This is a genomic window from Candidatus Pelagibacter sp. uisw_098 (assembly GCF_059512505.1).
In genome coordinates, this window is the sequence record NZ_CM183454.1 from 585722 (window position 1) to 608752 (window position 23031).

Sequence of the window (23031 nt, forward strand, 5' to 3'; positions counted from 1 at the left end):
TAAATTATTTTATAGGAGGTTTTTCACCCATTTTATATACAGCTTTAATTTTGTCATTAGAAGTATCCCTAACTATGTTAAACCATTTTCTACAACCATGAGCATGGTTCCATCTTTCATATTGAATACCTTTAATGTTTTTTCTCATAAACAAGTATTCTGCCCATTCATCATCACTTAATTCTGTGGGTTGTTTAGGTCTTTCAATATGTGCTTCACCACCAGCTTTAAATTCACTTTGTTCACGTTCACCACAAAAAGGACAGGTAATTAAAAACATTAGTGAGCTACCGCCGCTGCACCATGTTCATCAACAAGGTTACCACTAATAAATCTATTCAAATTAAAAGCCGCGTTAAGTTTGTGGGGTTCGTCATTTGCAATTGTATGCGCAAATAAATCACCTGACCCTGGTGTAGCTTTAAATCCACCCGTTCCCCAACCACAGTTGAAGTATAAACCTTTTATAGTAGTTTTGCTGATAATAGGACTTGCATCGGGACAAATATCTACAATTCCACCCCATTGTCTAAGCATTCTCATTCTACTAAAAATTGGATAAAGTTCTAAAATTGCATTTAAGGTTCCCTCCACAATATCGTGACTTCCTTTTTGTGAGTAAGAAACATAATCATCAGTTCCAGCGCCTATTACAAGTTCACCTTTATCAGATTGACTGACATAAGCATGTACAGCGTTAGACATTACAACTGTATCAATGATCGGTTTTACTGGCTCTGAAACTAAAGCTTGAAGTGGTTTGCTTTCTAAAGGAAGTCTTAAACCAGCCATGTTCGCAAGCACACTTGAGTGACCAGCCGCAACTACACCAACTTTTTTAGTTTTTATGAATCCTCTAGTCGTTTCTATTCCTTCAACTTCATCACCATTTCTTTTAATTCCTTTAACTTCACAATTTTGAATTATATCTACACCCATTTCATCTGCTCCACGAGCATATCCCCAAGCAACTGCATCATGTCTTGCTGTACCAGCTCTTCTTTGTAGAGTTCCACCTAATACTGGATAACGGATTTCAGGAGACGTATTTATAATAGGACAAAATTTTTTAACCTCTTCAGTGCTTAAATAAATAGCGTCAATGCCATTTAATCTATTAGCATGTGTTCTTCTTTTTAAATCTCTAATGTCTTGTAAATTGTGTGCAAGGTTCATCACACCTCTTTGACTAAACATAACATTGTAGTTTATCTCTTGAGATAAACCTTCCCATAGTTTTAAGGCATGATCATAAAGACCAGCACTTGCATCCCATAAATAATTAGATCTTATAATTGTAGTATTTCTTCCAGTGTTACCACCACCAATCCAGCCTTTTTCAACAACAGCAATATTTTTCATATTATGTTTTTTAGCTAAATAGTAAGCTGTCGCTAAACCATGACCACCACCACCTACAATTACTGCATCGTATTCTTTTTTTATAGTGGGATCTTTCCACACTTTTTGCCAATTTTCATGATAGGAAAAAGCATTTTTGATTAAAGAGAATATTGAATACTTATTTTTCATAATATAAATCAAGAATTACTTTATAAATATTGAAAATTCAATACAATCGGTTATATCCTTATGCGAGTGGAAGAGTGGGTGAGAGGCTGAAACCAGTCGTTTGCTAAATGACCGTGCGGGGAAACTTGTACCGAGGGTTCGAATCCCTCCTCTTCCGCCATTAAAATAATGGCTGATCTTTAAAAAAGTCCTTCATTTTAATAGGCTTTTTTTCCAATATGTATCTATAGACATTGTAGTTTTCCATAACACGCTGAACATAGTTTCTTGTCTCTTTGAATTTAATCAATTCAACCCAATCTACAAAATCAATTTGTTTCTTTTGTGGGTCTTTATTTATTTTTTTCCAGTATTTAACTCTCTTAGGACCGGCATTATATGCTGCTGTCGCAAAAGGATATGCACCATCATATTGTAAAATTAAACCTGCTATATAATGAGATCCTAGGTTAATATTATATTCAGGATCAGATGTTAATCTTGATTTCGAATAAGGAAGCTTTGCCTGTTTAGCAACTAATTTAGCTGTGTAGGGCATTAATTGCATTAAACCTTGTGCACCAACGTGACTGTTTGCCCTCATATCAAATTCACTCTCTTGTCTAATAAGTGAAAGAATAAAAGCAGTCTCTGGTATTTTTCTGCCATTTACATACTTAGGAGTGCTTATTATTGGATAATTAAAATTATTATGAAATCTTTTTTGATAAGAAGCGATCTTAGAGATTTGTATTGCAAAATCATATCTTGATATATTTGTTGCAAGTTCAGCTGCTAGAATCTCACTTCCATTTTCAATATTATCATTAGCCAAATGTCTTAATATATTTTTAGTATACCTATCTTTATTTAACTCATTTAAAAGATGGACGATTTTTACTAATTCTTTTTTATAAAAATATTTCTTATAAGTATCAGAAACAATAGTTTGTTCATCTAGCTCAAATGTTTCGTTGGGTTTAGTTTTTAAGAATGCTAATTGTCCATAATAAGTCGACAAATATTTAGTTGCCTCCCCGTACCATTGCTTAGATTGCTCTTTATCACCAATTTTTTCATAAGATCTGCCAAGCCAATAAGCCCCACGTGATAAACTAATGGGGTAACTTACATTTTGATAAAAGTTATTAAAATGATCTATTGCTAAAATAGGATCATCTAAAAAGCTTAGTGCAATCCAACCACTAATCCACTCAGCATCAGCAAATTTTGGACCTTTATCTAATGAATGTTTGCTTGCAATTTTATAGGCAGTTTCATATTTGTTTTTATAAATAAGAGCTCTTGCCATTATAGCTCTTTCAGTCCACCATTTATCAGGCCTAACAAGATAATCTTTATCATTTTTAATCTTGAATAATATTTCTAATGAAGCGTCAGTTCTTCCTCTTTTTCTTCTCCATTTAAGTCGATCATAATTTAAGCCAGCATCATTTTTTAGTTTTTCAGGTACATTTTTAATTGCTTGGTCTACACCATAGGATTTACTCATTAATATTTGTCTTGCCGTATAAAGTAATTGATAATCTTTAGGCAAATATCGAAGCATTCTCTTAAGGTCCCAGTGCTTATTTTCCCAGGCTAAGTAATCGGCTCTTTTTATGTAATCACTTGAATCTAAGTATTTCTTATATTTGCTTCTAAAGTATTTCATATTCGATCTGCTTAATTCTGCAGTTATCCAACCTTCCTTAATTAAAGAAATACCTTTTTTAATTTCACCTGTTTGAATATGACTCTCACCCAATATAAGCATACCAAAACCACTTAAAGGTTCGTCTGATCCAAACCAATCAATTATTTTTTTTGGTGAAATTCTATCCGTAGAAAGCTTATGTTCAGCTAAATATTTAATTCTACTAATTCTTGGATAATCTTCATTGTTCTTTATAAAAGCCATATAGTCATAAAAACTAGCTTGATTACCAGTGGTCAGTAAATGACGCCATTTAATGAAATTATTTATAGATTTATCTTTGGCTTTTTTGGATAATGATAAAGCTGTGGACCACTGGCTTTTTTCCATTGCTCGAATAGATTTTTTTGCAAGACTGTAGTCCTTTTGACTATAATATTTTGATTGTGCCTTAACTATAGATTTTGATTTTTTAACAATTAACGGTTTGCTTTTTGGAATCAGAAAGTTAATTTTTTTTATATTTTTTTTAGCAATTCTAGCTTCAGTTTTTTCAACTTTTTTAGATGGTTTAGATACAGGTTTAAGAATACCTTGGGATATCTTTTTACTCTGAGTTTCTTTGTCTAAAATAGGTTTTTTTAAAGGGATTATTGATATTTCAGCCGCATATAAATTACTTATTATTACCGAACTTAATAATAATGATTTTATAAAAAAAAATATCTTTCTAGGCATAAATTTACTAAATGAATCTCTAAACTATGTTATAAGTATTTATGTTCAAAGGATCAAACGTTGCTTTAATAACCCCGTTTAAGAATGATAAGCTTGATGAAGAAGCTTATATTAAGCTTATTCATTTTCAAATTAACAATGGAACTAATGGACTAGTTCCTGCTGGTACCACCGGTGAATCTCCAACATTAAGCCACAGTGAACATCAAAAAGTTATTGAATTGTGCATCAAAGAAAGCAGGGGAAAAAGCATAGTAATTGCTGGCACTGGCTCTAACTCAACAAAAGAGGCCATTTCTTTAACCACACATGCGGAAAAAGTAGGCGCAGATGCAGCTTTAATAGTGACACCTTATTACAACAAACCAACCCAAGAAGGTTTATATCAACACTATAAAGCTATTAATGACAGGATCGGCATACCTATTATAATTTATAATATTCCAGGACGATCTGTAATTGATATGTCAGTTGATACAATGGCCAGATTATTTGAGCTAAAAAATATCGTCGGTGTCAAAGATGCCACTGGTGATCTTAATAGAGTTGACCAACAAAAAAATAAAATGGGAGATGATTTTATTCAACTTACTGGTAATGATGATAATGCATTAGATTTTAATAAAAGAGGTGGGGTGGGCTCCATTAGTGTTACAGCAAATATAGCGCCAAAACTTTGTTCTGATTTTCAAAAATCTTTTAAAGTAAATTCTGAAAAAGGAAACTTAGAAGCGGAGAGATTAGATAAGATACTCCAGCCAATTCATAATTCTATGTTTATAGAGAGCAATCCAAGTCCCGTTAAATATGCGGCAAAACTTTTAGGTTTATGTGAAGACGATGTTAGGCTGCCTTTAGTTAAACTTACAGAACCAACCAAGGAAGCTGTTAAAAAAGCTCTAGTATCAGCAAACCTACTCTAATGAACAAGAAAACCAATCCTGGTTTAAAAATTATTTGCTTAAATAGAAAAGCAAGTTTTAACTATTTTTTTGAAGAATTAATAGAGGCAGGAGTTGTACTCAAAGGATCTGAAATTAAATCAATAAGAGAAGGTAAGGTTAACATAGCAGATTCATATGCTGTAGAAAAAGAGGGTGAAATAGTTTTGATTAATTCACATATAGCAGCTTTCAAGCAGGCTAGTTATTCTAATCATAATCCTATGGATGAAAGAAAACTTTTATTAAATAGAAAAGAAATTAATAAATTAATTGGGAAAATGCAGAGGGACGGTTTAACACTCGTTCCAACAAAGATGTATTTTAAAAAAGGCAAGGCTAAAATTGAAATAGCGGTAGCCAAAGGTAAAAAACAATTTGATAAAAGAGCCACTAAAAAAAATAGAGATTGGAATCGTGAAAAAGCAAGACATATCAGAAAATCTAGCTAATCTGGCTTATTTAGCCCTAGGTTCAAATTTAGGAAACAAAATTAACAATATTGAAATAGCCAAAGTTGAATTAGAAAAATATAAAATAAAAATATTAAAATCTTCATCTAACTACATATCTGAATCCTGGCCAGACCCCTCTATGCCTAATTATATTAATACTATTATAAAAATAAAAACAAGTTTAGCACCGCTTGAATTATTAAAAATTTGCAATCTAATAGAATTAAAATTGGGAAGAGTTAGGGTTCAAAAAAATTCACCAAGAACATGTGATATCGATATTATTGATTATGATAAAAAGGTACTAAATGAAAAAAATAGCCAATTAATTTTGCCACATCCTCGAATGAGTAAAAGAAATTTTGTTTTACTGCCCTTATTTGAAGTGGATAAATCATGGAAACATCCAAAATCCAAGACTAATATAGTTAATTTGATCAACTCTTTACCAGTTAGGGACTTAAGATCTATTAAACAAATATAAATTAATGTTATAATCGAGCATGCTTAATTCTGAAGAATTAATAAACAAAGTTAAATTATATAATAGATTTTTAAATCCGGAAAAATTAAATAAAGCTTATAATTTTGCAGTTAAAGCACACGAAAATCAAAAACGTGATTCTGGCGACCCATATTCAATTCACCCTATAGCTGTAGCAAATATATTAATAGAACTAAAATTAGACAGTGCAACCATAGCAACAGGATTGCTACACGATACTATTGAAGACACATACGCTACTTATAAAACTATAAAGAATGAGTTTGGACAAGAAGTTGCTGATCTAGTTGATGGTGTAACAAAAATATCAGTTTTTGAAAATCAAGTTACATCAACATCCAAAGCAGAAAATTTTCGAAAATTAATTTTAGCAACCTCAAAAGATATTAGAGTACTGCTTGTTAAAATTGCTGACCGACTGCACAACATGAGAACAATCGATGCAATTTCTAAAGTTGAAAAAAAAGAACGTATTGCAAAAGAAACTATGGAAATTTATGCACCATTAGCAGATAGGATGGGGATGCATAGAATTAGAGATGAATTAGAAGATTTATCTTTTAAAGTTTTGAATAATAATGCGAGAGAACTTATAAAAAAAAGATTAGATGAAATTAAAGATGATAAAGTAAATAGCTTTAACTCAATCTCATTGCAATTCAGTGGATTATTAAGTGAACATAGAATAAATGCTGAAATTATTGGTAGAGAAAAAACTCCTTTTTCTATTTGGAGAAAAGTTCAAAAAAAAAGAATATCACTAGAGCAAATTTCAGACATCATTGGATTTAGAATAATACTTGATAACATTGAAGACTGCTATAAAGCTCTTGGTATATTTCACAAAGAGTGGAATTGTATACCTGGAAAATTTAAAGATTACATTTCATCTCCTAAAATTAACAAGTATCAATCGTTACATACTTCAATTATTGGACCCAATAGAAGGCCAATTGAAATACAGCTCAGAACATTGCAAATGCACGAGTATGCAGAAAGAGGCATAGCTTCACATTGGAAATATAAATCTTCTGAAAAATTTAATTCACTAACGTGGAAAGAATATGATTGGCTTGCCGATTTAGTTGAGATTATCGATAAGAATGAAAACCCAGAACACTCTTATGAGTATACCAAGCTACAAATGTTTCAGGAAAATGTCTTTTGTTTCACCCCAAAAGGATCTGTAATTAAATTACCAAAGGACGCAACACCCATTGATTTTGCATATGCTGTACATACCAAAATCGGTAATAGCACTATAGCCTGTAAGATTAATGGTAATGACAGTGAATTGCAAAATATTCTTTATAATGGAGATGTTGTAGATATTATTACTTCTAAAAATAAATCACCCTCTTTGCATTGGATACCCATTACAAAAACTGGAAAAGCAAGATCAGCAATTAGAAAATATTGGTACAAAAAAGGTGAAGAGAAAGCTCAAAGAATTAAAAAATACAATACTACGCTATGGATTTCTTTGCCTGATAAACCAGGAAAGCTAGGAGAGATAACAACTTTACTTGGTAGCCATAGTTTAAACATTTCGAGTGTTGAAATGAAAGAAAAGTCTAAAGAATATATTAATTTTAAATTCAATCTAATTATAAGAGACTTGAAAAACTTTACAAATTTTATCAGTGAGTTAAAACAAAAGGAAATAAAATTTAAAATCATTAGACATGAGGATAACTGGTTAAAGGAACGTAATGCTTTCACACGAAAAATCTTTAAATATTTTAAAAAAAACTAACGCACTCTTAGAAGGTCATTTTATTCTTTCATCAGGTTTGCATTCACCTAAATATATTCAGTGTGCTAAGCTTTTAAGCTTTCCACATTTAGCTAAGGATATTTGTAATTCATTAGCAAAAAAAATTAAAAAAAAATTTAAATCTATAGATTTGATTTTAGCCCCTGCAATGGGGGGTGTTATTATTGGTTATGAAATTGGTAAACTACTAAAAAAAGAGACAATATTCTGTGAAAGAATTAATGGTAAATTTGCCTTAAGACGTGGGTTTAATATAAAAAAAGGATCAAAAGTTTTAATAATTGAAGATGTTATAACAACAGGCAAATCAAGCTTAGAATGTGTTAAGTTGATTACAAAACCAGGTGCAAAACTCATCGGCTTTGCCTCGATTATCGATAGATCAACCAAAAAATCTTTAAAGATAAAAAAGAATATTATTTCACACATGAAAATAGACGTTCCGACATTTAAGAAAAATAACCTTCCAGAGGCACTTAAAAATATACCTATTACAGTTCCAGGAAGTAGATTTATTAAATGAAAAGACTTGGTATCAATATTGATCATGTTGCTACAATAAGAAATGCAAGAGGATCGCTCCACCCAGATCCTTTAACCATTGCTAAGCATGTAACTAAATGTGGAGCTCATTCAGTAACTATACATTTGAGAGAAGACAGAAGACATATAAAAGATATTGACGTTATTAAAATTTGTAAAAATAAAAAAATAATCACTAATTTAGAAATTTCACTAAACAAAAAAATAATAATTATAGCATTAAAGAATAAACCCAATTTTATTTGCATAGTTCCAGAAAAAAGAAAGGAAGTAACAACAGAAGGTGGATTAAATTTAATTAAAAATAAAAAAAAAATAAAAGAAATAATATCATTATTTAATAAGAAAAATATTAGAACAAGTTTATTTGTTGACCCAACGTTAAAAGATATAAAAATTGCAAAAGAATTAAACTCTTCTTGTGTTGAATTACATACTGGGAAAATTTCTAATTTAGTAAAAGAAAATAAAAATTATAAAAATGAATATTTAAAAATTAAGAAATGTTCAAAACTTGGTGTTAAACTTGGAATTGAGGTTCATGCTGGTCATGGTCTTGACTATAAAACTACTGCTATACTAAGTAAAATTAAAGAAATTACAGAATTTAATATTGGTCATTTTATAATCGGTGAGTCACTAACTCATGGTTTAAAAAACACTATTAGGGCATTTAAAAAAATAACCAATAAATAGATATGAAAATTCTTGGTATCGGTGTCGATATAGTAGAAAATATTAGAATACATAAATCTTTAAAAAATGTTAGTTTTATTAAAAGAGTTTTTTCTAGCTCAGAAATATTGTCAGCCAAAAACATAACAAATAAAAAATCTTATTATTCTAAAAGATTTGCTGCAAAAGAAGCTTTTTCTAAAGCAATTGGAACAGGTTTTAGGGGTAATTTGAATTTTAAAGATATCACTATAATTAATGATAAATTAGGAAAACCCTCATTTGTAGTCACTAATAAAATTAAAAAAATTATTAAAAAGCTATTTAAGATATCATCCTTTGATTTCTTTCTGTCAATTTCAGATGAAAAAAAATATTCTATAGCATACGTAATTTTACAAAAAAAATGATAACCAAAAATATTATAATTGATAATGTTAAAACAATTTTCTATGCTTTAGTAATAGCTATTGTTATCAGATCCCTTTTTATTCAACCTTTCTATATTCCCTCGTCATCAATGGAACCAACACTTTTAATTGGTGATAGATTGTTTGTCACGAAGTATTCTTATGGTTACAGCAAGCATTCTTTCCCTTTTAGCCCACCAATAATAAATGGAAGACTATTTTCTAAGAAACCTAAGGTTGGTGATGTCATTGTTTTTAAAACACCAGCTGATAATAGGACAGATTATATTAAAAGATTAATTGGTCTACCAGGTGATAATATTCAATTTATTAACGGTGATCTATTTGTAAACAATAATCAAATATTCAAATCTAGAATTTCCCAAAATGATAAAATTTATTGTGGAAAACAAACTATAGATGTTAATACATTTGAGGAAATACTTCAAAATGGTAAAATATATAATAGTGTATATTTAAAAAGTTATAGTTTTCAAAATTCTGATAATTTTATAGTTCCTTCTAAACACTACTTTTTTTTAGGTGATAACAGAGACTGCTCTAAAGATAGTAGATACCTGACTAGTGTCGGTTATGTTCATGAAGACAATTTAGTCGGCAAAGCGCAATTTATTTTTTTTTCATCTGATTTTAGAATCGGAAGTATTTTTTCTTTTTGGAAATGGCATAAGACAATTAGATTTGATAGGTTTTTTAAGAAAATTATTTAATGAATATTAATCCCACAACATTAGAAAAGAAATTAAAATTAAAGTTTTCAGATCAAAAAATTCTCATCAAAAGCTTAACGCACAAAAGCTTTGATTCAATAAACAATAATGAAAAAATTGAATTTTTAGGAGACAGAGTTTTAGGTCTTATTATTGCAAAAAAATTATTAGAACTTTATCCCGAAGAAAGAGAAGGGATATTGGATAAAAAATTTGCTTCATTAGTAAATAAAAAAAAATGTCTAGAAATTGCTAAAAAAATTGAATTAGAGAAATATATTTTAGTTTTAAACCCTAAAAATAAAAAAATTAAAATTGAAGATAAAATAGTAGCAGACTGTTTAGAGGCTTTAATTGGAGCGATCTATCTTGACAAAGGTTTAAATTTGACTGAAAAATTTATTCTCAATTTATGGAGTGAGCATATTACAGCGAGTGTTCTAACCCAAATTGATGCAAAGACAAAACTTCAAGAATATTCGCTCAAGATTTTTAAAGTCTTGCCTATTTATAAGCTAATATCTAATACTGGGCCTCGACATAAACCACTCTTTAAAGTTGCTGTTAAATTAAAAAATACTAAATTTTTCACAGCACAGGGATCTTCTAAAAAAGACGCAGAACAAAATGCCGCTTCTTTATGCATTGAGGATGTTTTTAAAAAATGAATTGGGATGATAGTGCTTATTTAGTTTCCAAAAATAGATACAGTGAAAATTCAATAATTGCTGAGGTTTTTACGGAAAATCATGGAAAAATTTCAGGGATAATTTTTGGTGGTACATCAAAGAAAATCAAAAACTATTTACAAATTGGTAATAAAATTTATGTAAACTATAATTCTAAAAGTGTTACTAGAATTGGTTATTTTAAAATAGAAATTCTAAAAGCTTTAACTCCACTCTATTTTGACGAAAATCAAAAACTATCATGTATTACCTCGGCAATGCATCTTATAAAGCTTCTTACTGCTGAAGCTCAGTCTAATAAAGAAATTTTTAAATTAATTGATAAATTTTTTGAAATATTAACTTATGATAATTGGATACAAAAATATATTTTCTGGGAGTTAGAACTTTTAAAATTATTAGGATATGATTTAGAATTAAAAAATATGGTTGAAAAAGAAATTGTTAATAGTGAAATCAATTATTTTGTTAAATCCTCAACAGAGAAAAAAAGTATTCCAAATTTTCTAATAGATGAAAGTAATCTGGATGTTAATTTAAAAAATTTACTCAAAGGTTTAAAACTTGTTAGTGATTACCTTGAAAAAAGTATTCTAAAACCAAATAATTTAAACCTTCCAACTTCTAGAACTCATTTTATTAATCTTTTAAAATAATTATTTAATTAAATCGTTAATTCTATCAGCGTAATAGCTTACTATAGCGTTTGCCCCAGCTCTTTTAAATGAAATCAAACTTTCTAATACTGAGTTTTTATCTATAAGCCCTTTTTTTATACTATTACTTAATAGACTGTATTCACCTGAGACTTGATAGGCTAGAACAGGAATTTTAAAATTATCTTTAACTACTTTAATTATGTCTAGATAAGGCATGCCAGGTTTAACCATAACCATATCAGCTCCTTCTTTAATATCTAGAGCTACCTCTCTTATTGCTTCATCACTGTTTCTAAAGTCCATTTGGTAATTTTTCTTATCACCTTTTAGTAAACCTTTTGAACCAACTGCATCTCTGAATGGAGCATAAAAACTTGATGCATATTTTACCGCATAAGAAAGTATCTGAACCATTTCGTGACCTTCTTTATCTAAAGCTTTTCTTATCTTACCAATTCTTCCATCCATCATGTCTGATGGAGCTAAAACATCACAACCAATTTCTGCTTGTAACAATGATTGGTTTATTAAGACTTCAATAGTTTCGTCATTTAATACGTAACCTGATTTTATTAAACCATCATGACCATGAGAAGTATAAGGATCTAAAGCTACATCGCACATAATACCAATTTTGTTTTTATATCTTTTTTTAATATATCGAATGGCTTTACAAACAAGATTATCCTCATTTAATGCCTCAGTTCCAATCTCATTTTTTTTTGTTTTATTTGTATGGGGGAACAATGCGACCATAGGTATTTTATTCTTGATTGCTTTATCAATAATAATTCCAAGTTTATCTATTGTGTACCTATAAACATCAGGCATTGTTTTAATGGATTGTTTTATATTTTTTCCATCAATTAAGAATATAGGTAATATAAAATCGCTAGACGAAAGGCTATTTTCTTGAATTAACCTTCTAGACCAATCGTTTTTACGACTGCGTCTAAGCCTTAAATTTGGATAATTTCCTGTAATCATGTTTAAATCTATTTTTAAAATGCGACAAATGTATTATACAAATATATATTAAATTAAGTAAAAAACAATCAGCATGAGTATTGAAAATAAAAATATTGTAAACTTAGATCTAAAAAAAGAAGAGAAAATTTTAGATTTTAGTGACTTTCAAAAACAAAATATCAAGTTTGATATTGATAAATTACAAGAAGCCTACAATCAAATTATTCAAACTAAAAAATTTGATGATGGTGGAGGAATTGCCCACTTTGGAGCTATTTCTCTAACACAAATTCCTGGTGATCCAGACTCTGTTAAAGGAAGCAAAGCTAGAGGTGTTTATTGGACAAAACCAGATAAGTCAGGAAAAGAAGTTTCAAGAGATGTTTCAATTGATGAAGCTGCTTATTCAGAATTTATACCCGACTATGAAAACACCTATTTTAAAGTAGTGTTTGATGTGCTTTCTTCAAAATATAAATTAGGTAGAGTTAGGATTTTATTAAAGGAGCCAAGATCAACATTAAGTTGGCATAGAGATCCAGAACCAAGATTGCATATACCTCTAATTTCAAATCCAGGCTGCCTAATGGTTATAGACAATGTTGCAAAACATATGCCTGCAGATGGATCAGTGTGGGTTACTAACAATACAAAATATCATAATGCTTTTAATGGTGGAGAAGAAAATAGAGTTCATCTAGTAGCATGTGTTTTAGATTATAAGTTTAATTAGATTGAAAAAAATATTTTTATCATCAGATCACGCTGGTTATAAGTTAAAGGAATTAATTAAACTTCATTTAGATAAAAAAAAAATTAATTATACAGACCTAGGCCCATACAATAGAGATAGAGTTGATTATCCTGATTATGCTCATAAAGTTGCAAGAAAAGTTAAAACCAATAACAATCATACTGGTATATTAGTTTGTGGATCTGGGATGGGAATGAATATTACTGCAAATAGACATAAAAATGTACGTGCAGCTCAATGTTTTAATTTAAAATCTACTAAATTATCAAGATTGCATAATGATGCAAATATCATTACATTGGGATCTAGACTGCTTACTAAAAAAAATGCTTTAAATTGTGTTAGTGTTTTTTTAAATACAAAGTTTGAAGGTGGAAGACACGCAAAAAGAATTAAGAAAATTTAATTATGTCTAGTGAAAAAAACTATTTAAACGAAAACTATAAAAGCTTTTTTGAAGATAGCTTATCTGTAACTGATCCAGAATTACATAAAGCAATAAGTAATGAATTAAAAAGACAACAACAGCATATAGAATTAATTGCTTCTGAGAATATTGTTTCACAAGCCGTTCTAGAGGCGCAAGGTTCTGTTTTAACAAATAAATATGCAGAAGGATATCCTGGAAAAAGATACTACAATGGATGTGAACACGTTGATGTTGCTGAAAACTTAGCCATTGAGAGATTAAAAAAATTATTTGATTGTAAATTTGCAAACGCTCAACCACATTCTGGAGCTCAAGCGAATGGAGCTGTATTTTTAGCACTATTAAATCCTGGTGATACTTTTATGGGGATGAGCTTAAATTCTGGTGGTCATATTACGCATGGATTAAAAATTTCAATGTCAGGTAAATGGTTCAATCCAATAGGGTATGATGTTGATAAAGATTCGGAACTTATCGATTATGATAATGTTGAAAAACTTGCATTAGAACATAAACCAAAACTTATAATTTGTGGTGGAAGTGCTTACTCTAGAGTAATTGATTTTAAAAGATTTAGAGATATTGCTGACAAAGTAGGTGCATATTTAATGGTAGATATGGCACACTTTTCAGGTTTAGTTGCTGGTAAAGGTTACCCAAATCCATGCGAGCATGCACACGTAGTAACTTCAACAACTCATAAAGTTTTTAGAAGTGCTAGAGGTGGAATTATTTTAACTAATCATGAAGACTTAGCAAAAAAATTTAACACAGCAGTATTTCCTGGTTATCAAGGTGGACCATTGATGCACGTCATTGCAGCAAAGGCTGCTGGTTTTTTAGAGGCATTAAGACCAGATTTTAAAGATTATATTAAATCTGTTTTAGCTAATGCTAAAATTTTATCAGAGACACTTAAGAATAATGGCTTTAAGATTTATTCTGGTGGAACGGATACACACTTAATGTTAGTTGATCTAAGACCTTTTAATGTTAAAGGTAATTTAGCAGCCGAAAGCCTTTCTAATGCTAATATTACCTGTAATAAAAATGGAATACCTTTCGATTCAGAAAAGCCGATGATTACTTCTGGTATAAGATTGGGAACTCAAGCAGCTACAACTAGGGGCTTTGGATTAAAAGAATTCGAAAAAGTAGGTGAATTGATAACTAAAGTTGTAAAAGGTTTATCTGACAATCCTGAAGATAACAGTAAAATTGAAGAAGAAGTTAGAAATGAAGTTATAGAGCTTACTTCTCATTTTCCAATATATAAAAATTTAAAATAATGATTTGTTCGATTTGTAAAAAAGGTGAAACATCAGTCGTAGACTCTAGGCCTACAGAAGATGGTACCGCCATAAGAAGAAGAAGACTTTGTGTATGTGGAGCCAGATTCACAACTTTTGAAAGAGTTCAATTTAGAGAAATAATGGTTATTAAAAAAAATGGAAGAAAATCATCTTTTGACAGAGATAAGCTTTCAAAATCAATTTACATAGCATTAAAGAAAAGACCGATTGATACTGAAACAGCAGAAAAGTTTATTAGCAGGACTTCAAGAGCATTAGAGGAACTTGGCCAAAGTGAAATTTCATCAAATACAATTGGTACAATGGTTATGGAAGGTTTGAAAGATCTTGATCCAGTCGCATACGTTAGATTTGCATCTGTATATCGAAATTTTAGAGAAGAAAAAGACTTTGTGCAATTCGTGGACAAATTAGATGTCTACAAAAAAAGATAAATTTTCAAAAAAAGATAAAACTTTTATGGAGCTTGCTTTAAATTTGGCTAAAGCACGACATGGACTAACTGGTGTTAACCCTTCTGTTGGATGTGTAATTGTTAAAAATAATGAAATACTTTCAATTGGTCAAACAGGTTTTGGTGGTACACCTCATGCTGAATATAATGCAATTAAAAATTCAAATGAAAACCTTGAAGATGCAAAAATGTATGTAACCCTTGAACCCTGTAGTCATTATGGAAAAACCCCACCGTGCACAAATATTATAATTAAAGATAAAATTAAAGAAGTTGTATATGCGGTAGAAGATATTGATAAAAAAGTTAAAGGTAAAACTTTAAAAATTCTTGAATCCAAAAATATTTTAGTAAAAAAAAATTTACTTAAAAATGAAGTTAATAAATTTTATATACCTTATTTCTTTAATAGAAAAAATAACCTTCCTTACGTTACTGGTAAAATTGCAATTTCTAAAAATAATTTAACATATAGCAAAGATACAAAAAGAATTTCAGATATTCATACCGATAAATTTACACATTTTCTTAGATATAAAAATGACTCATTAATGATTTCTTCCAAAACTCTAAAAAAAGATAATCCAAAACTTAACTGTAGACTAGAAGGTTTAAATAAATTTTCTCCTAAAAGAATAATTTTAGACAGAAATCTAGAAACTAAAAAAAATTCGTATATTTTTAAAACAGCAAATAAAAACAATACTATATTTTTTTATCATAATGCCAAAACTAAAGAAAAATTAATGTTTAAAAAAAAAGGTATAACTTTAATCAAAGGTAAATTAATTAAAAATAGCTTTGATATTAAGTCAATTTTAAAAAAACTCTATATCCTTGGCTGCAGAAATTTATTAGTTGAAGGAGGAAATGATCTTTCTAAACACATTGTTAAAAAAAGATTATTTAATGAGTTTTATCTATACAAATGTGCAAAAAGCTTATCAAAGTTGGTTAACTATAAAGAGTTTAATTTTCTTAATGAATTAAAGAAAAATTATAAAAATAAATTGAAAATTAATAAAAAATTAGGCAAAGACTTAATTACACTTTACAAATAATATTATGTTTAATGGAATAATTTTCAACCAAGGCTTAATTACTAAATTTGAAAAAAGATCAAAGGGTATTAATATTTTTGTAAAAGCTGATTTAAAATTAACACGTAAAGATCTAGGTGTATCAGTTGCCTGTGATGGTGTTTGTTTAACATTAATTGATATTAAAAATAAAATAATGGAATTTTATCTTTCAGATGAAACTATACAAAGATCAAAGTTCAAATTCTTAAAAATTAATGATAAAATTAACCTTGAACTTCCTTTAAAATTTGGTCAAAAAATATCAGGTCACATTTGTCAAGGTCACATTGATGCAGTAGGTAAAATTCAGAGTATTAAGAAGATTGATAAATCATATTTATTTGATTTTGAGCTTGTTAAAAAAGAAAGAGCAAACTTAATTGAAAAAGCTTCTATTTGTATCAACGGAATTTCTTTAACAATTTCTAAAGTAACTAAAAAAGGTTTTCAGATATGGGTAATACCACACACATATAATCTCACTAATCTATCATCTCTAAAGAAAAACAGTCTCATTAATATAGAGATAGATATCTTATCTAAATACGTTAGAAATTATTTTAATGAAAAAAAATAGTTTTACTCCAATAGAAAACATAATTGCCATTGCCAAGAGAGGAGGCATGTTTATTTTGGTTGATGATGAAAAAAGAGAAAATGAAGGAGACTTAATAATATCAACAACAGATTCAAGTGCTAAAAATATTAATTTTATGGCCAAATATGGTCGTGGATTAATTTGCCTAGCACTAGACAGCGTACAGGCAAAACGGTTAAATTTATCCTTAATGTCACCAATAAACCAATCAAGGAATAAAACTGCTTTTACAATTTCTATCGAAGCAAAAAAAGGAATTACAACTGGGATTTCAGCAAAAGATAGAGCTAAGACAATTAAAATTGCATCAAAGAAAAATGTAAATAAAAAAGATATTGTTTCGCCTGGTCATGTTTTTCCAATTATTGCTAAAGATGGAGGTGTTTTAGTTAGAGCTGGTCATACAGAAGCATCTGTGGATATCTCAAAACTAGCTAAAAAAAACAATTCAGCAGTTATTTGTGAAATAATGAATGAAGATGGTACAATGGCTAAGGGTCAAGACTTATTTAATTTTGCAAAAAAACATAATTTAAAGATTGGTAAGATAGAAGATCTTATTGCTTATCGTTTAAAAAAAGAAAAACTAATTAAACTTAAAAAACAATCTGATATTGAAGTTAAAAATCAGAAATATAAAATTAGAATTTATGAAAATCTTTTAGATGGATCCGAGCATTTTGCTCTAATTAAAGGAAATATTAAAAAAGGGATAGTACCAAGAGTTAGAGTAATTTCATCTAACGTAGTTCAAAATTATTTAATCAATCAGCAATTACCAAATTCATTTGATAAAACTTTAAATTATTTTAAGAAATTTAATAACTGTGTTTTAGTTTTTATAAAAGATACAAACTTAAAATCTGTTACACAAACACTCAAGGATTATAAGAACAAAGATTTCTATAAAAAGGGAAATGATAAACTAATAAGAAATTATGGCATTGGGGCTCAAATAATTAAAGATTTAAAGATCAAAAATATGATATTAATTACTAAATCTCTCAAAAAAGTTATTGGTTTAGAAGGTTATGATATAAAGATTACTAAACAGGAAATCATTTAATGAAAAAAAAAATCTTAATAGTTATTGCAGATTATTATAAGGACATTGCTAAGGGGTTACTTGGTAGTGCTAAAGAAGTATTACCAAAATCTGGTTTAATAAAAGTTATTAGTGTTCCAGGTGCTTTTGAAATACCAGTCACAATTTCAAAAAATATTAAGAAATATGATGCTTTTTTAGCACTTGGCTGTGTTATAAAGGGTGAGACACCACACTTTGATTTTATTTCTCATGCTTCAACTGAAGCGATAATGAAACTATCTATAGAAAATAAAAAACCTATTGGTAACGGAATTATTACCTGTCTAAATATGCGTCAAGCTATAGCTAGAAAAAAAAGGGGAGAGAGGCAGCTCAAGCTGTTATATCTGTCTTGTCTCAATAAATATGAGAACTCCATACAATCCCAATCAAAGTCCAAGAGTTATAATTATCCAAAAATTATATGGAAATTTTTTTAATGATGACACAGATTTAACCTTTCCTAAACATAGATTTAAAAAGTTTATTAAAGATGTGGTTTTAGGAACTATTGAGAGAGATGAAGTTATTAAAGAAGAAGTTAAAAAATATCTAAGTGAAGACTTGCAATTAACTAATTTAGATAAAGTTTTTCAAATAATTGTTAAATCAGCTATATTCGAGTTTCTATATAAGCCAAAAGTATCTACAAAAATTATTATTAAAGAATATCTTGATGCATCAAATTTTTTTTTAGAAGACTCTCAAACAAAATACTTGAATGCTATACTGGATAAAATAGCTAAAAAAATAAGAACAACTAATGCATGAATTTGAATTAATAAAAAATTACTTTCAAAAACTTTCCACAAAATCTCCTTGTGCCCTAAATTTAAATGATGATGTTTTTTTTGATAAAAAAAATAAATTAGTTGTTTCAGTTGACACATATATTGAAGGTAATCACTTTATAGATTTTAAAAACCCAGAATTAGTTATTAAAAAGATAATTAGATCTTCCATATCAGATCTTATTTGTAAAGGTGTTAAGCCAAAATATTATTTTATTTCGGGGTCAGGTAATAAAAAAAGTTTTTCTAAATCAAATTTATCAAAAATTAGCAAAGCACTTAACCAAGAACAAAATAAATATAAGATATTTTTAAGTGGTGGAGACACAGTTTTTTCAAATAAGTTAAGTTTTACAATTACCTCAATTGGTTTTGCTAATAATATTATCTATAGAAATAAAGCTAAAATTAGTGATGATATTTATGTATCTGGGAATCTAGGAGATAGTTATTTAGGTCTATTAGTTTTAAAAAATAAAATTAAACTTAATCAGCGATTAAAAAAATATTTTATTAATCAATACTTTATGCCAAATATTCAATTACAATTAACAGACAAAATTAAGAAATTTGCCAACACGTCAATTGATATCTCTGATGGATTATTAGCGGATCTTGATAAAATGATTAATAGTCAAAAATTATCATACAAACTTTTTCTGAAAGATATTCCAATTTCAGATAATCTTAAAAAAGTACTTGATTTTAAGAAACTATCTAAGATCAACTATATTTCTAATGGTGATGATTATCAGATTTTATTTACGGCCTCAAAAAACAAGATGGGAATCATAAAGAAAATAGCTTCTAATTGTAGAGTTAAGCTTACAAAAATTGGCTCAATCCAAAGCTATATTGAAAAATCATCCATTATTGATGGCAAAAATCTTCAAATATCCCTTAAAAACAAGGGTTATTTTCATAAGTTTTAGCAAGTTAAATATTGCCTTTTATTGCTTTTTTTGTATTGTCCGGACTTTAATTAATAAAATTTTAACAACCAAACAACTAAAAAGGCATCATGAACTCACTAATAGAAACAATATTACTTTACACCATAGCAGCAGGATCACTTGCAATCGTCTATGGGTTTTTTACTGGTTTAAATATACTTAATCTAAGTGCTGGAAATGCAAAAATGCAAGAAATTGCATCTGCAATTCAGATTGGAGCTAAAGCTTATCTAACAAGACAATATAAAACGATAGCCGTGGTTGGAGTTGTTGTTTTAGTTATTATTTGTGCAGTGTTTAGCCCCTTAGTTGGTCTTGGTTATTTTATTGGTGCAACACTATCTGGAATAGCTGGATATGTTGGAATGTTAGTTTCGGTTCAAGCTAATGTTAGAACTGCTGAAGCTTCGAGAAAAGGTTTAGCGAGTGGTCTTGCCGTAGCTTTTAAATCAGGTGCTGTCACAGGAATGCTTGTTGCTGGTTTAGCTTTATTAGCTATAGCAGTTTATTATTATATTTTATTAAGAATGGGCGTTGCAGATAGAGAAGTGGTTAATGCATTGGTTGCACTAGGTTTTGGTGCTTCATTAATATCAATTTTTGCTAGATTAGGTGGTGGAATTTTTACTAAAGGTGCTGATGTAGGTGCTGACTTAGTTGGTAAAGTTGAAGCCGGAATACCTGAGGATGATCCTAGAAACCCAGCGGTTATAGCAGATAACGTTGGAGACAATGTTGGTGATTGCGCTGGTATGGCAGCAGATTTATTTGAAACTTATGCCGTAACTATTGTTGCAACAATGGTTCTTTCTTCAATATTTTTTGTAGGTGATATGAATATGATGATCTACCCTTTAACAATCGGTGGTGCTTGTATTTTAACATCAATTTTAGGAACTTTCTTTGTTAAACTTGGAAGAAGCAAGAATGTTATGAATGCTTTATATAAAGGATTTGTTGTTTCTGCTGTTTCTTCATTAGTAATTTTATACCCTGTTACTGATTATGTAATTGGCTTTGCAAGTGAATATACTGTTAATGGTAAAAGTTTTACTGGTATGAGTTTATATTATTGTGGAATAATTGGTTTAGTTATTACTGGTTTATTAATATGGATCACTGAATACTATACTGGAACTGAATACAGACCAGTAAGAAGTATTGCTAAATCTTCTACAACAGGTCATGGAACAAATGTTATTCAAGGCTTAGCTGTATCAATGGAAGCTACAGCGATACCAGCTTTAATTATTGTTGGAGGTATATTAGCAACAAATTCAATTGCCGGTCTTTATGGAATAGCTATTTCTGTAACTACAATGCTTGCATTAGCAGGTATGGTTGTTGCACTTGATGCTTATGGTCCAGTAACAGATAACGCTGGTGGTATTGCTGAAATGGCTAAATTACCAAATAATGTAAGAAAGACTACGGATGCATTGGATGCAGTAGGTAACACAACTAAAGCTGTTACCAAAGGTTACGCAATTGGTTCAGCTGGTTTAGGTGCATTAGTTTTATTTGCAGCTTACGTTGAAGATATTAAACATTTTTCTGGAACGGCAGGATCTAAATTAGAGGGAATAGTTGTAACCTTCGATTTAACTAATCCTTATGTTGTTGTTGGTTTATTAATTGGTGGAATGCTTCCATATTTATTTGGATCAATGGGTATGCAAGCCGTTGGTAGAGCAGGTGGAGCTGTAGTTGTAGAAGTTAGAAGACAATTTAAAAAGTTCCCAGGAATTATGAAGGGTACTCAAAAACCAGATTATGCCAAACTTGTTGATTTATTAACTCAGGCTGCAATTAAAGAGATGGTTATACCATCTTTACTACCAGTTCTATCCCCAATAGTTTTATATTTTGTAATTCTACCTATTGGTGGTCAAGCTGAAGCGTTAGCTGCTGTTGGTGCAATGTTGCTTGGTGTGATCATAACAGGTCTGTTTGTTGCTGTTTCAATGACCGCAGGTGGGGGAGCATGGGATAATGCTAAGAAATATATTGAAGATGGAAATCATGGTGGAAAAGGTTCTGAAGCTCATAAAGCTGCTGTAACTGGCGATACTGTTGGAGACCCTTATAAAGATACTGCTGGTCCAGCTGTAAATCCAATGATTAAGATTACAAACATTGTGGCCTTATTACTGTTGGCTGTTATTGCCGGGTAAAGAAATTTATTTTTTTTTTCTTTTTCCTAAAGGATCGTTGATTTTTTGTCTCATACTAGATAAAAAATCATAAATAAAGGTGTTCTTTTTGTAGCTAGATTCAGTAACGCGTTCTGTAAATTTAAGATCTTGCATTTTGCTTTGGTCCATAAATTCTTTCGTTTTAAGTAGACCCATTTTATCAATTTCTAAAAGAAGAACATTATTAACAATAATTCGTTCTTCACCAAATTTTCTTAATGAAGTGTGATCGATTTTTCTTTCTATATAAATCCACAAATCATTATCAAAAGTACTTTTAGATGATGGTGGACCTAAAAGAGATAAAATATCATTTTTATTTGATTTATGTATTATTAGTTTTTCTTGTTTTTTATTTAAAAAATGAACACCATGATGTTTTACAACTTTTTTTAAATTACAAGCTGAAAAAAATAATGCTATTAATAAGAATATAAATAAATTTTTCATGAATAAAAACTACATAAATATTTACAATAATTTAGTTAAATTAACTAGAAATAAAGAATTATATAGTGATTTTAAAATTCAAGACACATTTTCAGATAGAATAATTTTTTTTCTATTACATTTTGCTTTTTTTTTAAAAATTTACAAAAAAAACAACGATAAAAAGCTTTTACAAGAAATCTATGATTATATTTTTAGACAAGTTGAGTTAAGTATTCGAGAGATAGGCTATGGCGATCAATCTATAAATAAAAAAATGAAAGACTATTTAAATTTATTTTATGGAATGATTGATAAAATAGATGATTGGGATAGTCTAACAATAGAATCAAGAGGCCTTCTTTTAGAAAATTTTTTAGATAATGCTATAAATACTGAATATTTAGTGAATTATTTTGAAAAATATAGGTTAAATTTAATAAATAATACTTTAAATTCTCATATAAAAGGTGTAGTTAAACATTAATTTTATTATGGCTGTACCAAAACGTAAACAATCCCCGTCAAGAACTGGAATGAGAAGAGCTCAGAATATGAAGTTCAAATCAACAAATATTGTTGAGGATAAAAAATCAGGCGAATACAGACTACCTCATCACCTTGATCTTAAAACTGGCATGTACAGGGGCAGACAAGTTTTAGACCCTAAGGAATAAAAAACCT

At 29.3% G+C, this 23031-nt stretch carries 28 protein-coding genes and 1 tRNA gene; 24 read left to right on the top strand and 5 right to left on the bottom strand.

The features are described 5' to 3' along the window. Nucleotides 1–4: 4 nt before the first annotated feature. Both AC5YF9_RS03150 and AC5YF9_RS03155 read right to left on the bottom strand, forming a co-directional pair. The gene (locus tag AC5YF9_RS03150) at nt 5–280 is read right to left on the bottom strand and encodes a sarcosine oxidase subunit delta (protein ID WP_415304697.1); all 276 of its coding nucleotides are present in this window, start codon (nt 278–280) and stop codon (nt 5–7) included. Continuing rightward, nucleotides 280–1533: a sarcosine oxidase subunit beta family protein gene (locus tag AC5YF9_RS03155; RefSeq protein ID WP_415304699.1), complete on the bottom strand. Its 1254-nt coding sequence runs from the start codon at nt 1531–1533 to the stop codon at nt 280–282. The genes AC5YF9_RS03150 and AC5YF9_RS03155 overlap by 1 nt, the downstream gene beginning before the upstream one ends. A 68-nt stretch (nt 1534–1601) precedes the next feature. Between AC5YF9_RS03155 and AC5YF9_RS03160 the strand changes: the two genes are divergently transcribed. Further along, a tRNA-Ser gene (locus AC5YF9_RS03160) sits at nt 1602–1693 on the top strand. Here AC5YF9_RS03160 and AC5YF9_RS03165 read toward each other — a convergent pair. Then, entirely contained in the window at nt 1694–3907 is a 2214-nt protein-coding gene (locus AC5YF9_RS03165) for a lytic transglycosylase domain-containing protein (RefSeq protein ID WP_496169944.1), read from the bottom strand. Nucleotides 3908–3948: 41 nt separating this feature from the next. Between AC5YF9_RS03165 and dapA the strand changes: the two genes are divergently transcribed. Genes dapA through recO form a run of 10 tightly spaced genes read left to right on the top strand, consistent with a single transcriptional unit; the run spans nt 3949 to nt 11289 of the window. Next, nucleotides 3949–4830: a 4-hydroxy-tetrahydrodipicolinate synthase gene (gene dapA / locus AC5YF9_RS03170; RefSeq protein ID WP_415304702.1), complete on the top strand. Its 882-nt coding sequence runs from the start codon at nt 3949–3951 to the stop codon at nt 4828–4830. Continuing rightward, nucleotides 4830–5300 carry an SsrA-binding protein SmpB gene (smpB, locus tag AC5YF9_RS03175; protein WP_415304704.1) on the top strand — a complete coding sequence of 157 codons (471 nt, stop codon included), beginning with the start codon at nt 4830–4832 and terminating at the stop codon, nt 5298–5300. Before dapA ends, smpB begins: the two co-directional genes overlap by 1 nt. After that, nucleotides 5266–5787, top strand: coding sequence for a 2-amino-4-hydroxy-6-hydroxymethyldihydropteridine diphosphokinase (gene folK, locus AC5YF9_RS03180; protein ID WP_415304706.1), 522 nt, complete (start codon nt 5266–5268; stop codon nt 5785–5787). Before smpB ends, folK begins: the two co-directional genes overlap by 35 nt. A gap of 19 nt (nt 5788–5806) precedes the next feature. Then, a complete protein-coding gene (locus tag AC5YF9_RS03185; protein ID WP_415304707.1) occupies nt 5807–7564 on the top strand; it encodes a bifunctional (p)ppGpp synthetase/guanosine-3',5'-bis(diphosphate) 3'-pyrophosphohydrolase in 1758 nt (585 codons plus the stop codon). Next, entirely contained in the window at nt 7521–8108 is a 588-nt protein-coding gene (gene pyrE, locus AC5YF9_RS03190) for an orotate phosphoribosyltransferase (protein ID WP_415304709.1), read from the top strand. Before AC5YF9_RS03185 ends, pyrE begins: the two co-directional genes overlap by 44 nt. Then, on the top strand, nt 8105–8824 hold the full coding sequence (locus AC5YF9_RS03195; protein WP_415304711.1) for a pyridoxine 5'-phosphate synthase: 720 nt from the start codon (nt 8105–8107) through the stop codon (nt 8822–8824). Before pyrE ends, AC5YF9_RS03195 begins: the two co-directional genes overlap by 4 nt. 2 nt (nt 8825–8826) lie before the next feature. After that, on the top strand, nt 8827–9213 hold the full coding sequence (gene acpS / locus AC5YF9_RS03200; RefSeq protein ID WP_415304713.1) for a holo-ACP synthase: 387 nt from the start codon (nt 8827–8829) through the stop codon (nt 9211–9213). Next, entirely contained in the window at nt 9210–9944 is a 735-nt protein-coding gene (gene lepB / locus AC5YF9_RS03205; protein ID WP_415304715.1) for a signal peptidase I, read from the top strand. Before acpS ends, lepB begins: the two co-directional genes overlap by 4 nt. Then, complete coding sequence (gene rnc, locus AC5YF9_RS03210) at nt 9944–10612, top strand: ribonuclease III (RefSeq protein WP_415304717.1); 669 nt, start codon at nt 9944–9946, stop codon at nt 10610–10612. Before lepB ends, rnc begins: the two co-directional genes overlap by 1 nt. Then, on the top strand, nt 10609–11289 hold the full coding sequence (gene recO / locus AC5YF9_RS03215) for a DNA repair protein RecO (protein WP_415304718.1): 681 nt from the start codon (nt 10609–10611) through the stop codon (nt 11287–11289). Before rnc ends, recO begins: the two co-directional genes overlap by 4 nt. On the opposite strand, the gene hemB is transcribed toward recO, so the two are convergent. Beyond that, nucleotides 11290–12279: a porphobilinogen synthase gene (hemB, locus tag AC5YF9_RS03220; protein WP_415304720.1), complete on the bottom strand. Its 990-nt coding sequence runs from the start codon at nt 12277–12279 to the stop codon at nt 11290–11292. Nucleotides 12280–12352: 73 nt separating this feature from the next. Here hemB and AC5YF9_RS03225 point away from each other — a divergent pair, with 73 nt between their 5' ends. The 11 genes from AC5YF9_RS03225 (at nt 12353) to AC5YF9_RS03275 (ending at nt 21897) form a co-directional block, all read left to right on the top strand. After that, entirely contained in the window at nt 12353–12994 is a 642-nt protein-coding gene (locus AC5YF9_RS03225; RefSeq protein WP_415304722.1) for an aspartyl/asparaginyl beta-hydroxylase domain-containing protein, read from the top strand. Nucleotide 12995: 1 nt separating this feature from the next. Continuing rightward, nucleotides 12996–13421, top strand: coding sequence for a ribose 5-phosphate isomerase B (rpiB, locus tag AC5YF9_RS03230; protein ID WP_415304724.1), 426 nt, complete (start codon nt 12996–12998; stop codon nt 13419–13421). 2 nt (nt 13422–13423) lie between these two features. Then, nucleotides 13424–14734 (top strand): serine hydroxymethyltransferase, encoded by a 1311-nt coding sequence (gene glyA / locus AC5YF9_RS03235; protein WP_415304726.1) that lies wholly within the window; start codon nt 13424–13426, stop codon nt 14732–14734. Next, nucleotides 14734–15192 (top strand): transcriptional regulator NrdR, encoded by a 459-nt coding sequence (gene nrdR / locus AC5YF9_RS03240; protein ID WP_415277649.1) that lies wholly within the window; start codon nt 14734–14736, stop codon nt 15190–15192. The genes glyA and nrdR overlap by 1 nt, the downstream gene beginning before the upstream one ends. Further along, nucleotides 15173–16273 carry a bifunctional diaminohydroxyphosphoribosylaminopyrimidine deaminase/5-amino-6-(5-phosphoribosylamino)uracil reductase RibD gene (ribD, locus tag AC5YF9_RS03245; protein WP_415304727.1) on the top strand — a complete coding sequence of 367 codons (1101 nt, stop codon included), beginning with the start codon at nt 15173–15175 and terminating at the stop codon, nt 16271–16273. The genes nrdR and ribD overlap by 20 nt, the downstream gene beginning before the upstream one ends. A gap of 4 nt (nt 16274–16277) precedes the next feature. Then, complete coding sequence (locus AC5YF9_RS03250; protein WP_415287112.1) at nt 16278–16871, top strand: riboflavin synthase; 594 nt, start codon at nt 16278–16280, stop codon at nt 16869–16871. Continuing rightward, on the top strand, nt 16858–17958 hold the full coding sequence (gene ribB / locus AC5YF9_RS03255) for a 3,4-dihydroxy-2-butanone-4-phosphate synthase (protein WP_415277646.1): 1101 nt from the start codon (nt 16858–16860) through the stop codon (nt 17956–17958). The genes AC5YF9_RS03250 and ribB overlap by 14 nt, the downstream gene beginning before the upstream one ends. Next, nucleotides 17958–18419, top strand: coding sequence for a 6,7-dimethyl-8-ribityllumazine synthase (gene ribH, locus AC5YF9_RS03260; protein ID WP_415303359.1), 462 nt, complete (start codon nt 17958–17960; stop codon nt 18417–18419). The genes ribB and ribH overlap by 1 nt, the downstream gene beginning before the upstream one ends. After that, nucleotides 18346–18750 (top strand): transcription antitermination factor NusB, encoded by a 405-nt coding sequence (locus AC5YF9_RS03265; protein ID WP_415304731.1) that lies wholly within the window; start codon nt 18346–18348, stop codon nt 18748–18750. Before ribH ends, AC5YF9_RS03265 begins: the two co-directional genes overlap by 74 nt. Continuing rightward, the gene (thiL, locus tag AC5YF9_RS03270; protein ID WP_496169945.1) at nt 18743–19702 is read left to right on the top strand and encodes a thiamine-phosphate kinase; all 960 of its coding nucleotides are present in this window, start codon (nt 18743–18745) and stop codon (nt 19700–19702) included. Before AC5YF9_RS03265 ends, thiL begins: the two co-directional genes overlap by 8 nt. Nucleotides 19703–19791: 89 nt before the next feature. After that, entirely contained in the window at nt 19792–21897 is a 2106-nt protein-coding gene (locus AC5YF9_RS03275) for a sodium-translocating pyrophosphatase (protein WP_415304734.1), read from the top strand. A gap of 6 nt (nt 21898–21903) precedes the next feature. Here AC5YF9_RS03275 and AC5YF9_RS03280 read toward each other — a convergent pair whose 3' ends face one another. After that, nucleotides 21904–22368, bottom strand: coding sequence for a hypothetical protein (locus tag AC5YF9_RS03280; protein WP_496169946.1), 465 nt, complete (start codon nt 22366–22368; stop codon nt 21904–21906). On the opposite strand from AC5YF9_RS03280, the gene AC5YF9_RS03285 reads away from it, so the two are divergent. Both AC5YF9_RS03285 and rpmF read left to right on the top strand, forming a co-directional pair. Continuing rightward, the gene (locus AC5YF9_RS03285) at nt 22367–22834 is read left to right on the top strand and encodes a ubiquinol-cytochrome C chaperone family protein (RefSeq protein WP_415304738.1); all 468 of its coding nucleotides are present in this window, start codon (nt 22367–22369) and stop codon (nt 22832–22834) included. The genes AC5YF9_RS03280 and AC5YF9_RS03285 overlap by 2 nt on opposite strands. A gap of 7 nt (nt 22835–22841) precedes the next feature. Further along, a complete protein-coding gene (rpmF, locus tag AC5YF9_RS03290) occupies nt 22842–23024 on the top strand; it encodes a 50S ribosomal protein L32 (protein WP_011282128.1) in 183 nt (60 codons plus the stop codon). Nucleotides 23025–23031 lie beyond the last annotated feature (7 nt).